The organism is Pseudomonas sp. RIT-PI-q, from assembly GCF_001297125.1.
Lineage (GTDB): Bacteria > Pseudomonadota > Gammaproteobacteria > Pseudomonadales > Pseudomonadaceae > Aquipseudomonas.
This window is the reverse complement of the sequence record NZ_LHPC01000038.1, coordinates 50,626-64,768: the sequence shown is the minus strand read 5'-3', so window position 1 is coordinate 64,768 and position 14,143 is coordinate 50,626. Positions and strand designations below refer to the sequence as shown.

Genomic DNA, 14,143 nt, shown 5'->3' with positions numbered 1-14,143 from the left:
CATTGACCGCGCGCCATTGCAGTCGTGCCAGCGGATTTACGCCAGCACCGCCACCGCCTTGATCTGCGCCCAGAGTTGCTGGCCGGGGTGCACGCCTAATTGGTCCCGCGAGTAGCGGGTGATCCGCGCCAGCAGCGGGGTGCCGGCCGCGTCCAGGCGGATCAGTACATGGGCGGCGTTATCCGCGCCCAATTCACTGATCACCGTGACCGGCAGGCGATTCAGGATGCTGCTTTGTTCGACGCTGTGCAGGCTCAGGCTGACATCCCGCGCCTGAACCTTGCAGCGCAGTGCCTGGCCTGCGTCCATCGGCGTATGAGCCACGCGAATGTTCAGCGCTGTGTTGGGCAGTTGCAAAGTCAGCAATTGATAGTCGGCGTCATAGGCGCTGACGTGACCCTCTATCACCACGCCAGCATCGTCGCCCAGCGCCAGCGGCAGGTCGAGGCGGGCCAGGGTTTCACCGATCGGGCCGCTGGCCAGCGCCTGGCCGTTACTGAGCAGGACGATGTGGTCGGCCAGCCGCGCCACCTCATCCTGAGAATGACTGACATACAGCACCGGGATGTCCAGTTCGTCGTGCAACCGTTGCAGGTAGGGCAGGATTTCACTTTTGCGGTGCGCGTCCAGCGCCGCCAGCGGTTCGTCCATCAATAACAACTTCGGGCTGGTGAGCAACGCGCGAGCGATGCCGACCCGTTGCCGTTCACCGCCCGAAAGGTGTTGCGGATGGCGATCCAGCAAATGGCCGATCCCGAGCAGTTCAGTGGCGTGAGCCATATCGACCCGGCGCTGTTGTTTTGGAATTCGCTTGAGGCCGAACTCCAGGTTGGCCAACACCGAAAGATGCGGAAACAGGCTGGCTTCCTGAAAGACGTAACCCAGTGCGCGTTTGTGCGGCGCTACGAAAATCTTCTTGTCGCTGTCCTGCCAGACTTCATCGTTGACCTGGATAAAACCCTGTTCGGCTCGCTCCAGACCGGCAATGCAGCGCAGGACAGTGGTCTTGCCCGAACCGGAGTGACCGTACAATGCGCTGACGCCGCGCCCCGGCAATTGCAAATCCACATCCAGGGCGAACCCCGAGTAACTCAGTTTCAGACGCGTATGAATCATTAATCAGCTCCAGCCCGCTTTGGTTTTGCGGCTGGAGTAGAGCGCCAGCAACACGGCAAAAGAGAACACCAGCATCGCCCCGGCCAGCCAATGGGCCTGGGCGTATTCCATCGCCTCGACATGATCGTAGATCTGCACCGAGACCACGCGGGTCTTGTCGGGGATGTTGCCGCCGATCATCAGCACCACACCGAACTCACCGACAGTGTGGGCGAAACCGAGAATGGCTGCGGTGATGAAACCTGGTCGGGCGAGCGGCAGGATGACGCTGAAAAAGGTGTCCCAGGGATTGGCCCGCAACGTCGCGGCCACTTCCAATGGGCGAGTGCCTATGGCGGAAAAAGCGTTTTGCAGCGGCTGTACCACGAACGGCATCGAGTAGAGCACTGAGCCGATCACCAACCCTGCAAAACTGAAAGTGAGGGTGCCGAGCCCCAGTGACTGGGTGAAGTGGCCGATAAACCCGTGAGGGCCGAGCGCCAGCAACAGATAAAAGCCAATCACCGTGGGCGGCAACACCAAGGGCAGGGCGACGATCGCCCCGACCGGGCCGCGCAGCCAGGATTGGGTGCGCGAGAGCCATAACGCAATCGGAGTGCCGATGACCAGCAGGATCAGCGTCGTCAGGGACGCCAGTTTCAGGGTCAGCCAGATGGCGGAAAAATCGGCACTCGTTAGCGTCATTTAGAGTTGGTAACCGTAGGACTTGATGACAGCGGCGGCTTTCGGACCTTTGAGGTAGTCAACCAGCGCCTTGGCGGCCGGGTTGTCCTTGCCTTTGTTGAGGATCACCGCGTCTTGTTTGATCGGCTCGTGCATGGTGGCCGGAACGATCCACGCCGAACCGCTGGTGACTTTGCCGTCTTTGTAGATCTGCGACAAGGCTACGAAGCCGAGCTCGGCGTTGCCGGTGGAGACAAACTGGTAGGCCTGAGTGATGTTCTGGCCTTCGACGATCTTGTCTTTGACCTTGTCGGTCAGGCCCAGCTTGGCCAGCACCTGAGTCGCCGCCAAGCCATACGGTGCGGCTTTCGGGTTAGCGATGGACAGGTGCTGATATTCGTTCTTTTTCAGCACATCGCCCTTGGCATCGACATAACCGTCCTTGGCCGACCACAGCGCCAAGGTGCCGATAGCGTAGGTGAAGCGCGAACCTTTGACCGTGTCGCCTTCGGTTTCGAGTTTCTGCGGGGTGGTGTCGTCGGCCGAGAGGAACACTTCGAACGGCGCACCGTTTTTGATCTGGGTGTAGAACTGGCCGGTTGCACCGAAGGACGTGACCAGTTTGTGCCCGGTGTCTTTCTCGAAGTCGGCAGCGATGGCCTGAATCGGCGCGGTGAAGTTGGCCGCGACGGCGACCTGGACTTCGTCCGCCTGGGCAGACCCGAAGGCGAGTGCAGCGAGAAGGCTTGCAAGGCTTGTGAGGGCAAAACGTGAGGCACGAATAGTCATGAAACGGCTCCGTGGTAGGCTCTACAGCGAGGGGGGTTAAACGCTATATAGCTGAATATATAGCGAATTGCCTGCAAACGGAACGTGTTGGATGCGCTCGTTGAAATCACGATAACCCTGTGTAGCAGCTGCCGAAGGCTGCGTTCGGCTGCGCAGCAGTCGTAAATCCTGTCTACACGGTTAATCTGAAACACCGCGGTGTCTGGTTTTACGACTGCTGCGCAGCCGAACGCAGCCTTCGGCAGCTGCTACAAGGGCTATGCACGAACCAGCTTCGCCAAGCCTTCTTCGGCCAGGCGTCGGGTCAGTTCTGCCGTCGTTAATTCAACCCCCAGCGTAAACGCCTGCCCGGCCCAGAGGTTGCTGAAATCCGCTTCTCCCTTGGCCCGCAAAGGCATTAACGCACCACCCGCCAACGGGAAGGTCGGTGCTTTATCGCTCATTGGGCCGACTTCACGCATCACCCGATTGAGAATCCCGCGCGCCGGGCGACCGGTGAAAATGTTGGTGACGGCTGTCTCACTTTCCTTGGCGGTGCGCAACGCCTTGTGGTGAGACGCGCTGACCTTGGCCTCTGGCGTGAACAAGTACGCTGTGCCCACTTGCACCGCCGAAGCGCCTAATAAAAACGCTGCCGCGACGCCTCGTGCGTCAGCAATACCCCCCGCCGCGATGACCGGCACGCTCACCGCATCGACGATCTGTGGCACCAATGCGAAGAGGCCCACCTGGCTGCTCAGGTCGTCGCTGAGAAACATCCCGCGATGGCCTCCTGCTTCGTAACCCATGGCGATGATTGCATCACAGCCATGCTGCTCCAGCCAGACAGCCTCCTCGACGGTGGTGGCCGAAGACAGGACTTTTGCCCCGGTTGCTTTCACGCGATCCAGCAAAGACTTTTCCGGCAGGCCGAAGTGAAAACTCACGACTTCGGGTCGAAACTCCTCGACCACTTCGCACGTAGCGTTATCAAACGGCGCTCGATTGGACACCGGCGTCGGTGCGTCGAAGTCAACGCCCAGTTCCCGGTAATACGGCTCCAGCAAATTCTTCCAGTCGCGGGCGCGTTGTTCATCGGCAGCCGGGGGTTGATGACAGAAAAAGTTGACGTTGATCGGGCGCTGGCTGTGTTGGCGAATTGTCTTCAGTTCTTCACGCAATTGCTCGGTGCTCAACATGGCGGCGGGCATCGAGCCCAGGCCGCCCGCGTTGCTCGCGGCAATCACCATGGCCGTACCGGTGGCACCCGCCATGGGCGCCTGGATGATCGGCAGTTCGATCCCGAAGAGGTCAAGAATGCGGGTGTCTGGCCATTGGCTCATTTGAAGATTCTCCGACGTGAAAACGGGGCAGGGTAGAGCAGAGTCTGTACCAGCCAAGGCTGGCGCACGACCCGTCCAGTGTAGGGCTGGTGAGCATACCCCTCAACGTCGATGCAGTCCGCCACCACCACCAAACGAGCGATTCATCGCCTGGGACGAGTTGTGATAGTTGTTCAAGCGTTCGTTACCGAACGAGCGCGCCTCTGATTCACGGTTGAGGTTTTGTACTTGAGCGGTGTTCCCCGGATTGACCCGGTTGGCACCTCCGACCATGGATTGCCAGCCGTCATCGGTTTTCTTGTACACATTGCCATCATGCCCGGCATAAACGTTGTCACCGACTCGGGCGGCACTGCTGTTGCGTCCGCGCACCCCACTGACCTGCGTGGTGTTGCCGGTATTGGGGTTGTAGACGGCGCCACGACCGGCCGTGACCTGGTTGCCGGTGCGGACGTTGCCGGCAGTCACCTGCTGACCGGCGATGGCGCCTCCATTGGGGCCGACCGCCACACCACTGCGTCCCGCTGCATAGTTGCCGGTATAGACGTTGTGCACCGCGCCGCGCTGGCCTGCCGCCGAAACGCCGGTGCGCGAGTTGTAGGAAGCGCCGACCTGGCCGGCCCAGCGGTTGCCGGTCCAGGCGTTGTAACCGGCACCGTAGCGGCTGACCGAGGCACGATCACCCCATTGGCGGTAGATATTGCCAGTGGTGCCGGCCCAGCCACCGGGACCCCAAGCCACTGCGCCCCCGTGATAGCCATAAGCTGCGCCGCCCCACGGCAATGGCGCCGGGTACAGGCGCGGGCCCCAGGCATAACCCCAGCCGTAATTGCCCCACCAGGGATAGGCACCCCAGCCCCAACCCATGGCCACGGTACTGCCGCCCCAACTCCAGCCGAAACCGAAACCGAAGGTCCAACCCGTCCAGGGCGTATAGCGGATCGCGACGCCGAAACCATAGGTCACCGGCGGTCCGTGCCAAACGCTGCCAACCCACGGCGAATAAGGATAACCGGTGCCATACACCACTACGCCGCTAACCGGGTCCACCGTGGAACCCTGATACCCCGGCGTGTAGCCCACCACCACGGTGTCGCCGCTGGATTCATACACTTTCACGTAGGTGATGTAGTGCATCGGCGAGCTGGGCGCAATCGTGTAGATCACCGCCGGCACCGAGGTGGCGACCGACCACGGCCCTTGGGGTGAAGTGGCGTTGAACCAGATACCGTTTTCAACGGCGTACCAGCTCTTGGCATCGACCATGATGATTGGCGTAGGGCTGTTCACCACGTATTGCAGCGGGGTGCCGGTGATGGCCTTGAGTTGTGGTTCGCCGTCGTATTGCGGCGGGGTCATTTTGACCTGGCTTTTGTTGATCGCCGAGGTCTGCGGGATGGTGGCCGCAATCGCCGCTTCCTTGGCCTGCGGTGTGCCGGCCACTGAGGCTTTGACGTTTTCTTTCGGGCTGTCATCGGGAATGTTGGCGAAGTCCGCGGGCAATTTGTCCGCTGGTGCAAAGGTCCAGGGGCCGTTCATGTCGGCAGCGCGGAACCAACGACCGGAGATCAACACATAGCTGTCCTGATCACCGATTTCCTTGAAAATGTGCCCGGTGGTGTTGGTGACATAAAGTAATTGAGTGCCCTGGATCGGCTGCCATTGTGGTGCGCCGTCGGTGACGATCAGCTCGGTGGGGATCGTGGCGATATGGATTTGCGGAATCGGTGGTTTGGCCAGGGTGGGTATTTTGTCCTTTGGGTCACTCTGGCCTGTCAGCAAGTCAACCTGGCGACTCTGGATCGCGGCTTTCTTGGCTTTTTCCAGAGCGGCGGACGGAATGGGCAGCGGTGCATACTGACCGCTGAGCTCATCGGCCACCATCCAGCCGTCAAACACATGCAGATAATGTTTGCCCTGGGCATCCTTGAGCAACAGCGGCCGGGTGTTGATCACCCGTTGCAGCGCGGTGCCCTCGACGGGGCGATAAGCCGGTTCGCCGTCGATGTACACCAGCATGGCTGGAACATCGGAAGTGATGATGTTCGGCGGGGTGTTTTCTATGGGGTCATTACTGGATTTTTGTTCCGCTGCGAGCACGCCCACGGCGGCTTCGAGTTGATCGAGGGAGATAGTTTTCTTGCGGTTCGCCGCATCATTTTTCAGCGTGGCGACCCAGGCATCGGACTTCGCGCTGGAGGGGAAATCGGCCTTGATGAGTGTGTACTGATCAAGCGCGACCCAGCGGGTGGCCTTGTCGACGAGCGTGTGAGCGCTGAATTGCACAATGCCGTAGGTGGATTTTCCATCCGGCCCGGTGGCCTCGACCGCTGCGCGCGCCTGCAGGGTGTAGCCGTCCCAACTGTCGAGTTGTGGCTGATAGATCGTCAGTTGGGTGTCGCCGCTGGTCAACACCTGAGGCCAGGTCGGGCTCGCCGGTGCCTGCGCTGCGGCCTCTGGCGGTGCATTCGTCGGCGCAGCCTGAACGCCGGGCATACAGAGCAGACAGAGCAGACAGAGCATCAGTAAAACGGTAAACGAGCGTGGGTGAGACATTGTCAGCTCCATCGACGGGACAGTTTCTATCGGCTTTCCAGGGCCGCGAAAAAAGCATAGCCGCCAGCAACCGAAATGCTCGGATTGGCTTAAAGTCGAGTACGGCAAGATGTTGCTTTGTGCTATTTCAATTGCACCACAACCGATTGATCTCATGAGGAAGCAGTAATGTTCAAAGGCATTTTGATCGACAAAGACGACAGCGGTTATCGGGCGACACTGCAAGAGATCAATGACGATCAACTGCCCGAGGGTGATGTGACGGTGCGTGTGGCGTACAGCACGCTGAATTTCAAGGATGGCCTGGCGATCACCGGCAGCAGCCCGGTGGTGCGAAAATTCCCGATGGTGCCGGGCATTGATCTGGCAGGTACTGTCGAGGTCAGTGGGCATCTGGACTACAAGGTGGGTGACCAGGTCGTACTCAATGGCTGGGGCGTCGGCGAAGGACATTGGGGCGGTTTGGCGCAGAAAGCGCGCCTGAATGGCGACTGGTTGATTCCACTGCCCAAGGCATTCACCGCCGCGCAAGCGATGGCCATCGGTACGGCGGGTTACACGGCGATGCTGTGCATCCTGGCGCTGGAACATAACGGCGTGACGCCTGATCAGGGCGATATCCTGGTAACGGGCGCCAACGGCGGGGTAGGGAGTTTCGCTATCGCGTTACTGAGCAAGCCCGGGGATCGGGGGGGCGCCTCCCCCGGCCGTACTTCTGAACATGACTATCTGAAGCAACTGGGCGCCAGCGGAATCATCGACCGCGCCACGTTGTCCGAACCGGGCAAGCCCCTGGCCAAGGAACGTTGGGCGGCGGTCGTTGATTCGGTGGGTAGCCACACGCTGGCCAACGCCTGCGCGAGCACCAAGGCCAACGGCACGATAGCTGCCTGTGGGCTGGCGCAAGGTATGGATTTTCCGGCTTCAGTCGCGCCATTCATTTTGCGCGGCGTGACCCTTGCCGGGATCAACAGCGTGACCCAGCCGAAAGCCAAGCGGGTACTGGCCTGGAATCGCCTGGCCGAGGACCTGGACTTCGCCTTGCTGCCGTTGATCAGCCATGAAATCGGTTTGAGTGAAGCGATCGACGCCGCGCCGCGGTTGCTCGCTGGTCAATTGCGCGGGCGGGTTGTGGTGGATGTGAATCGCTAAAGCAAAGATCGCAGCCTTCGACAGCGCCTACATTGGATCGACATCCACCCTGTAGGAGCTGCCGCAGGCTGCGATCTTTTGATCTTTCAATCTATTGGCTCTCACGCTCCAGCAACTGCCGCTTACGTTCCACCCCCCAGCGATAGCCCGACAAGTTGCCGTCGCTGCGCACCACTCGATGGCACGGAATCGCCACCGCCAAACTGTTCGCGCCACAGGCTTGAGCCACGGCGCGAACGGCTTTTGGCGCGCCGATGCGCTGGGCGATATCGGCGTAACTGGCAGTGCTGCCAGCGGGAATCTCCCGTAGCGCTTGCCAGACCCGCTCCTGAAACGCCGTGCCGCGTACGTCCAGCGGCAAGTCCAGACCTATGGCTGGGGCTTCGATGAAGCCTACAACCTTGGCGATCAATCGCTCGAACTCGTGATCGGCACCGATCAGATTGGCCCGCCGAAACTTGTCCTGCAGATCGCAGACCAGTTGGTGCGGATCATCACCCAGCAGAATCGCGCAAACCCCGCGCTCACTTTGCGCCACCAGAATCGCGCCCAGCGAGCACTGGCCGACGGCAAAACGAATGTCGTTGTTTTGGCCGGCCGCGCGGTAATCGCCGGGTTTCATGCCCAGCAGCTGATCCGCCGCTTCATAGAAACGGCTATTGGAGTTGAAGCCCGCGTCATACAGCGCGTCGGTCACCGAACCGCCATCGGTCAAGCGCTCACGGACCTTGCGTGAACGGTGGGCCGTGGCGTAGCCCTTGGGCGTCAGGCCGGTCACGGTTTTGAACACCCGATGAAAGTGAAAATTGCTGAGGCCGGCAGCAAGGGCCAGTTCGCTCAGCGCCGGCGGATGCTCGGCGGTTTCGATCTGGCGGCAAGCGGCGGCCACGGTGGCGGCATGCTGCGCGGCAACGTCGCTTTGATCTTTCGCGGCGCGTTTGCTCGGGCGATAACCCGCCGCCTGGGCCTGCTCGGCAGTGTCGAAGAATTCGACGTTTTGTGGTTTAGGCAGACGCGCCAGACTGCTGGGGCGGCAGTAGATCCCGGTGGTTTTCACCGCGTAGACAAACTGCCCATCAGCGCCGGGATCGCGCGCGACGACAGCGGCCCAGCGAGGGTCGTTCTCAGTGGCGATCTTTGTCGATTGGTGTGTCATGGCTTCATGTCCGTTGACCCGTTTCTGGCAGATTAACCAGTCGACGGGATCGTCGCACTCCGGGTCTTGCGGTCAAACTCGAAGACTTCATCCAGCGGTACGAAAAGTGAAGTTGATCCGTTGTTCGCCCAGTCGCGGGTGCTGCCCTTGCTTGATCGGCAAGACGCCGTGATAACGCAAGCGATCCACGCCACCCCAGACCACGATATCGCCATGCGACAGCGGTACTCGTTGACTCGTGTCGCTGCGCTCAAAGCCGCCGAAAAGGAACATCGCCGGCAACCCTAAAGATACCGACACGATGGGCGCGGCGTAGGACCCTTCGTCCTTGTCCTGGTGCAATGACATCTTGGCCCCAGGGACATAGCGATTGATCAGGCAGGAGTCCGGCACGAAATCGACAAACCCCGCTTCCCGGGCTGCTGCTTGTGCCAGTTCGAAAAACACCTTGGGCATCTCGGGCCAGGGTTGGCCGGTCTGCGGGTCGTTGCGGGTGTAGCGGTAACCGCTGCGATCGGTGGTCCAGCCCAGCGTGCCGCAACTGCTCAAGGCAGCCGACATGGTGAAGCCGCCCGGTGTGATCATCTGCCGAAATGGCGCGGCTGCCAAAACCGCCTCCAATGCAGGCAACAAACGATCCAGCCAGGGCAGGGCAAAGCCGCGCAAGACGTAGGACTGTTGGCCAATCTGATCGCGTCTGGGCTGCTGCTCACGTTCCATGTCGGCAAACAGATCGAAAGTGCTCGGTTTCATGGGGTCATAGTGCATCGTGAAAGATGATTCCAAGGGTATGCCGTTTTCCGCTGTGCAGGCGACTGACGCCATGACGCAAGGTCACTCGGTAATAGCCGCGAACACCTTTGACCGGGCGCTGATTGACGGCAAAGATCAGCCCGTCGCCTTTCTTCAAGCCAATGACCTGCGGGCGCGACTGCATCCGTGGGCGCTGTTCGGTCAAGACGAATTCGCCACCGGTGAACTCTTCGTCCGGTTCTGACAGCAGAATCGCCACTTGCAGCGGGAACACGTGTTCGCCGTACAGGTCTTGATGCAGGCAGTTGTAGTCCTGCGGGCCGTATTGCAGCAACAGCGGCGTCGGGCGTTCCTGACCGGCGGCATGGCAGCGTTCGAGGAAGGCTTCATGCGTGTCGGGGAAACGGGTCGGCAGATCCATGTGCTCGTACCAGCGATTGGCAATCGGCACCAGCTGAGGGTAGAGCGCGCTACGCAAGCGGGCGACGAGATCCGGCAGCGGGTATTTGAAGTATTTGTACTCGCCACGGCCAAAACCGTGACGAGCCATCACTACTTGTGAGCGAAACGGTTCGGAGCCGGGGTACAGCGCGCTCACCTCATCACACGCCTTGCGACTTAGAAGTGATTTGATGATCGCGCAGCCATCCTGATCGAGTTGCTGTTCAATCAGTGCCCAGTCCAGTTTATCGAGGTAGTGTTCGCTCATCCCCGTGCCTCACGATCCAGCAGTTGCCGTTTGCGTTCCAGGCCCCGGCGGTAACCGCCGAGGCTGCCATCCTGGCGCAGCACCCGGTGGCACGGCACGATCACTGCCATCGGGTTCGCTCCACAGGCATTGGCCACCGCCCGATACGCTTTGGGTTGACCCAACTGCCGGGCGATATCCTGGTAGCTGGCGGTTTGACCGACCGGTATTTTTTGCAAGGCCTCCCAGACACGCCGTTGAAACACGCTGCCGATAAGATCCAGCGGCAGGTCGAGAGCGGTGTGCGGGTTTTCGAGATGGCGCAGGGTTAGCTCCAGCGCTGGGCTCAAGCCCTCATCGCGCTGTGGTGTCGGTTTGCCGGGGAAGCGCTGGGCAAGATCGTGCTCAAGCGCCGCCAGGTCATCACCGAGCAACAGGGCGCAAAGGCCCTCGTTGCTGAACGCCAGCATCAAGATGCCGAGGCTGGAGGTGGCGCTGATGAAACGAATCGAAGAAGCAGGCATGTTCTGACTCCTTAACCAATGGTTGAGGTGGCCAGTCTAGGACGCGTTGATGGAGCGAACACTCCGGCGCTTGCGGTCGAATTTCAACGTGGGGAGCAGACGTCCATGTTGTCGCTCCGGATCGCGTTACAGCGCTTTGCTGACGCTGATTTCGCTGATGACGTCGTCGGTCTGGCCATGAATGACGTCCAGCGCGGCCTTGGCTTCTTCTTCAGTGCCTTGTTCAAGCTGGGCAAATTCGAAGCGGCGCTCACCGTTGAGTTTGTATTTGATGACGTACTTGGTCGTTTGGGCCACGGTCATACCTGCCTGTCTTGGTGTGGGGCGCGTTACTCAGCTCAGTTTCGAGCTGGAGCGGCGGATGATCTTGATCGAGTGAGTCAGGGTCGGTTTGCGGGTCACGCTGATCGGCCGGCGGTTGACGGTGTCGATGGTGATGTTCCAGAAACCGGTGCTCGGTGCAGTAATTCGCGCCGGGAAAGTGTCGAATGCTCCGCCATGGTAAGTGTGGCGGCCGCCATTCTTGAAACTGCGGAAATTGGCGTCGTTCATCAAACGGATGTTGCACATTTGGGAGCACTGGATGACAACGATGTCGTCTTCGTTCAGGTGCTCGCGCTGGTGGATAAATTTCATGAGGCGCCTCCAGAAGGGCTTTTTCTACAAAATCAAAACGATAGCATGGGCGATTGGCGCAGTTTATCAGCCCGAACGGGTTATTATCCGGTCGTCGGGGTCCGCTTTGACAATTAAAAACAGTTATTCGGAATTCTATGAGCAATAAAAGCAGTGAGCCTCGGAGAAAATCGGCATTTGTGCTGTCGGAGGGTCTTTATCGGAGGTTACGTATGAAGTGGGGTGTGTGGATCTTGCCGCTGGCGTTGGCCATAAGTGGCTGTGCGAGTGTCGCCGAAATCAATGAAACGCTGCCCACGATGAGTGTGATCTCCGGCAAGAAACCCCATGAATATGCGCAATGCCTGGTTGAAAAACTGGCCGACAGTCGTGGCGCGCTGCAGGTGGAGCCACACAAGGACGGCGTGCGTGTGATCGTCCCGGCCAAATTTTCGTCGGCGCCGGCCGCCGTCTTCGACATCGAAGACCGCTCCACGGGCAGCAGCATCAAGCTGCATGAGCGCATGTCCAATGTGCCGGTGCGTCCTAAGGACGTACAGAAAGCCGCCAACGCGTGCATTTCCGGCTGATAGACTGTCGACCATCAGCACCGATGCCGTCAAAGCAACGCTTTGGCGGCATTGTCATTTCTGGAGTCGAGCATGAAGCGAGAGCAGGTACGGGAACGCCATGCAGAGGGTCATATCTCTGCCACGCACGTCATTCAGAATCCGGCGAGCCCGGGGGAATGGATCGTGTTTTTCAAGAAGAGCGCCGGGCGCAGTTACTTCCTGGTGGATGAAAACGACGAAGTCGAATCCTTCAGTGGCCTCGACGAGTTGGTCGAGACCGTACGCGGTCTCGGGATCAAGTTCGCCGAAATTCACATGTAGGGCAGGGCGCCCTTACTTGCAGACCACCACCACACTGCGGTTCTTGTAGTTGCCGACGTCCACGCCCAGGGTCTTGTCGCTTTCCTTGGTCGAAGGGGTTCCGTCGGTACCGACGATTCGGTAGCCAGTGCCGGCGCAGGAGGCATCGGCTTTTTCGTAGCAGGTGGCCCAGGAATTGGCTTCACCGGAGCAGTCGATGCTCAGGCCTTGCTCGCCGTTGTTGAGGACCGTTTTTTCGGACGTGGCGCAGCCGCTCAGGGCCAATACTGCAATCAGGGGCAAAAATTTATTCATGTCGTTGTCGTCGTCAGGATGATGGGGCTAAGCCTGTGACAGCGCCGGCATCGAAAGGTTATAGCGATTGGCCACGACCGTGCAGTCAATCACAAAAAAGCCCTGCGCTACGGCAGGGCTTTATCTAGTCAGGTGCTGCTCAGGACTTGTCTTTGCCGCGCCGTTTCGGGCCGGCGGGTTGATCCTGCAACACCGATGCCACCTCGATTGCCAGCGCTTCGGTCGGGAAAGGTCCGGCGATATTTTCGCCGCCGACGCTGTCTACCCACCACTGGCCGTCTTTCGCCTGATTGATCAGGTATCCGTTGACGCTTTTTGCTACCGACATCTAACTGCCTCGTTGACTGGTTCAATCGCGCAATGATACCGCCAAATGCACGCAGAAGGTGCCGATGGGCGTATGGTGGTGCAGATTGTCTTCGGTTGACAGGTCGTGCAATTCTGTCGGTCTCTGCTATCTATAAGAGCCAGCGGAACTATCCGCGAGAATATTTCTCTATGATGGCATCGGTTAGCCAGTGCGGGGCATTGTAAGGTGCGCGCCGCCTGATTAGACTGCGCCGAAACTCGTACACACAGCCCTTTCAAGGACTTATATGATCAAGAAATGCTTGTTCCCAGCAGCCGGTTACGGTACTCGCTTCCTGCCAGCGACTAAAGCCATGCCCAAAGAAATGCTGCCGGTGGTAAACAAGCCACTGATCCAGTACGGCGTCGAAGAAGCACTGGACGCTGGGTTGACCGAAATCTCCATCGTCACCGGTCGCGGCAAACGCGCCCTGGAAGACCACTTCGACATCAGCTACGAGCTGGAAAACCAGATCAAAGGCACCGACAAGGAAAAATACCTGGTCGGCATCCGCAAGCTGCTCGACAATTGCTCGTTCTCTTACACTCGCCAGACCGAAATGAAAGGCCTGGGCCATGCCATCCTGACGGGCCGCCCGCTGATCGGCGACGAGCCGTTCGCCGTGGTACTGGCGGATGACTTGTGCGTCAACCTCGAAGGCGACGGCGTACTGACCCAGATGGTCAAGCTGTACAAGCAGTTCCGCTGCTCGATCGTCGCCATCCAGGAAGTCGATCCGCAAGAAACCCACAAGTACGGCGTGATTGCCGGCGAAATGATCCGCGACGACATCTACCGCGTTCACAGCATGGTCGAAAAACCAAAGCCTGAAGATGCCCCGTCGAACCTGGCGATCATCGGTCGTTACATCCTGACCCCGGACATCTTCGACCTGATCGAACAGACCGAGCCAGGCAAGGGCGGCGAAATCCAGATCACCGACGCCCTGATGAAGCAAGCCCAGAACGGCTGCGTCATGGCCTACAAGTTCAAGGGCAAGCGTTTCGACTGCGGCGGCGCCGAAGGCTACATCGACGCGACCAACTTCTGCTTCGAGAACTTCTACAAGACTGGCAAGGCTTACTGATAGCGCCTGAGCCGCTTGTACTGAAAAGCTGACTTCAGGCTGTGTAAAAACACGAATGAAGTTAAAAAAAGGCCCCGACTTCGGTTGGGGCTTTTTTTTGCACAGCATTTAATGGGGATTAATCTGAAGTCCATTTCCCACATTTTTAACGGGTGTGTTGAGTTATTTCAAAAACATCAAGTGAAA

The 14,143-nt window shown here is 59.4% G+C and carries 17 protein-coding genes; 4 read left to right on the top strand and 13 right to left on the bottom strand.

Annotated features, from left to right (window positions below; translation table 11 throughout):
- Positions 1-36 precede the first annotated feature (36 nt).
- The 5 genes from modC to AEQ67_RS19560 form a co-directional block, all read right to left on the bottom strand.
- Positions 37-1,116, bottom strand: a complete 1,080-nt coding sequence (gene modC / locus AEQ67_RS19580) for a molybdenum ABC transporter ATP-binding protein (protein WP_059405477.1) — start codon at positions 1,114-1,116, stop codon at positions 37-39.
- Between the two features lie 3 nt (positions 1,117-1,119).
- Positions 1,120-1,800 (bottom strand): molybdate ABC transporter permease subunit, encoded by a 681-nt coding sequence (gene modB, locus AEQ67_RS19575; RefSeq protein ID WP_059405476.1) that lies wholly within the window; start codon positions 1,798-1,800, stop codon positions 1,120-1,122.
- Positions 1,801-2,568: a molybdate ABC transporter substrate-binding protein gene (modA, locus tag AEQ67_RS19570; protein WP_059405475.1), complete on the bottom strand. Its 768-nt coding sequence runs from the start codon at positions 2,566-2,568 to the stop codon at positions 1,801-1,803.
- A 257-nt stretch (positions 2,569-2,825) separates the two neighbouring features.
- Positions 2,826-3,890 carry an NAD(P)H-dependent flavin oxidoreductase gene (locus AEQ67_RS19565; RefSeq protein WP_059405474.1) on the bottom strand — a complete coding sequence of 355 codons (1,065 nt, stop codon included), beginning with the start codon at positions 3,888-3,890 and terminating at the stop codon, positions 2,826-2,828.
- 102 nt (positions 3,891-3,992) lie between these two features.
- On the bottom strand, positions 3,993-6,446 hold the full coding sequence (locus tag AEQ67_RS19560) for a hypothetical protein (protein ID WP_059405473.1): 2,454 nt from the start codon (positions 6,444-6,446) through the stop codon (positions 3,993-3,995).
- Positions 6,447-6,614: 168 nt separating this feature from the next.
- On the opposite strand from AEQ67_RS19560, the gene acuI reads away from it, so the two are divergent.
- A complete protein-coding gene (gene acuI / locus AEQ67_RS19555; RefSeq protein ID WP_059405472.1) occupies positions 6,615-7,598 on the top strand; it encodes an acrylyl-CoA reductase (NADPH) in 984 nt (327 codons plus the stop codon).
- 91 nt (positions 7,599-7,689) lie between these two features.
- Here acuI and ada read toward each other — a convergent pair whose 3' ends face one another.
- The 6 genes from ada to AEQ67_RS19530 all read right to left on the bottom strand — a co-directional run bounded on the left by ada (position 7,690) and on the right by AEQ67_RS19530 (position 11,355).
- On the bottom strand, positions 7,690-8,754 hold the full coding sequence (gene ada / locus AEQ67_RS19550) for a bifunctional DNA-binding transcriptional regulator/O6-methylguanine-DNA methyltransferase Ada (protein ID WP_059405471.1): 1,065 nt from the start codon (positions 8,752-8,754) through the stop codon (positions 7,690-7,692).
- A gap of 87 nt (positions 8,755-8,841) precedes the next feature.
- A complete protein-coding gene (alkB, locus tag AEQ67_RS19545) occupies positions 8,842-9,522 on the bottom strand; it encodes a DNA oxidative demethylase AlkB (protein ID WP_059405470.1) in 681 nt (226 codons plus the stop codon).
- Positions 9,512-10,216: a 2OG-Fe(II) oxygenase gene (locus AEQ67_RS19540; RefSeq protein ID WP_059405469.1), complete on the bottom strand. Its 705-nt coding sequence runs from the start codon at positions 10,214-10,216 to the stop codon at positions 9,512-9,514. Before AEQ67_RS19540 ends, alkB begins: the two co-directional genes overlap by 11 nt.
- Positions 10,213-10,719 carry a methylated-DNA--[protein]-cysteine S-methyltransferase gene (locus AEQ67_RS19535; protein ID WP_059405468.1) on the bottom strand — a complete coding sequence of 169 codons (507 nt, stop codon included), beginning with the start codon at positions 10,717-10,719 and terminating at the stop codon, positions 10,213-10,215. Before AEQ67_RS19535 ends, AEQ67_RS19540 begins: the two co-directional genes overlap by 4 nt.
- Before the next feature lie 126 nt (positions 10,720-10,845).
- Positions 10,846-11,022 (bottom strand): hypothetical protein, encoded by a 177-nt coding sequence (locus tag AEQ67_RS35990; protein ID WP_177333663.1) that lies wholly within the window; start codon positions 11,020-11,022, stop codon positions 10,846-10,848.
- Between the two features lie 30 nt (positions 11,023-11,052).
- The gene (locus AEQ67_RS19530; RefSeq protein ID WP_007900033.1) at positions 11,053-11,355 is read right to left on the bottom strand and encodes a DUF1883 domain-containing protein; all 303 of its coding nucleotides are present in this window, start codon (positions 11,353-11,355) and stop codon (positions 11,053-11,055) included.
- A gap of 212 nt (positions 11,356-11,567) precedes the next feature.
- On the opposite strand from AEQ67_RS19530, the gene AEQ67_RS19525 reads away from it, so the two are divergent.
- On the top strand, positions 11,568-11,924 hold the full coding sequence (locus AEQ67_RS19525; protein ID WP_059405467.1) for a hypothetical protein: 357 nt from the start codon (positions 11,568-11,570) through the stop codon (positions 11,922-11,924).
- Positions 11,925-11,996: 72 nt separating this feature from the next.
- The gene (locus AEQ67_RS19520) at positions 11,997-12,227 is read left to right on the top strand and encodes a hypothetical protein (protein WP_059405466.1); all 231 of its coding nucleotides are present in this window, start codon (positions 11,997-11,999) and stop codon (positions 12,225-12,227) included.
- Positions 12,228-12,239: 12 nt separating this feature from the next.
- On the opposite strand, the gene AEQ67_RS19515 is transcribed toward AEQ67_RS19520, so the two are convergent.
- Both AEQ67_RS19515 and AEQ67_RS19510 read right to left on the bottom strand, forming a co-directional pair.
- The gene (locus tag AEQ67_RS19515; RefSeq protein WP_059405465.1) at positions 12,240-12,521 is read right to left on the bottom strand and encodes a hypothetical protein; all 282 of its coding nucleotides are present in this window, start codon (positions 12,519-12,521) and stop codon (positions 12,240-12,242) included.
- Between the two features lie 139 nt (positions 12,522-12,660).
- Complete coding sequence (locus tag AEQ67_RS19510; protein WP_059405464.1) at positions 12,661-12,849, bottom strand: hypothetical protein; 189 nt, start codon at positions 12,847-12,849, stop codon at positions 12,661-12,663.
- A gap of 268 nt (positions 12,850-13,117) precedes the next feature.
- On the opposite strand from AEQ67_RS19510, the gene galU reads away from it, so the two are divergent.
- Positions 13,118-13,957, top strand: a complete 840-nt coding sequence (galU, locus tag AEQ67_RS19505) for a UTP--glucose-1-phosphate uridylyltransferase GalU (RefSeq protein ID WP_010460715.1) — start codon at positions 13,118-13,120, stop codon at positions 13,955-13,957.
- The last annotated feature ends 186 nt before the right edge of the window (positions 13,958-14,143 follow it).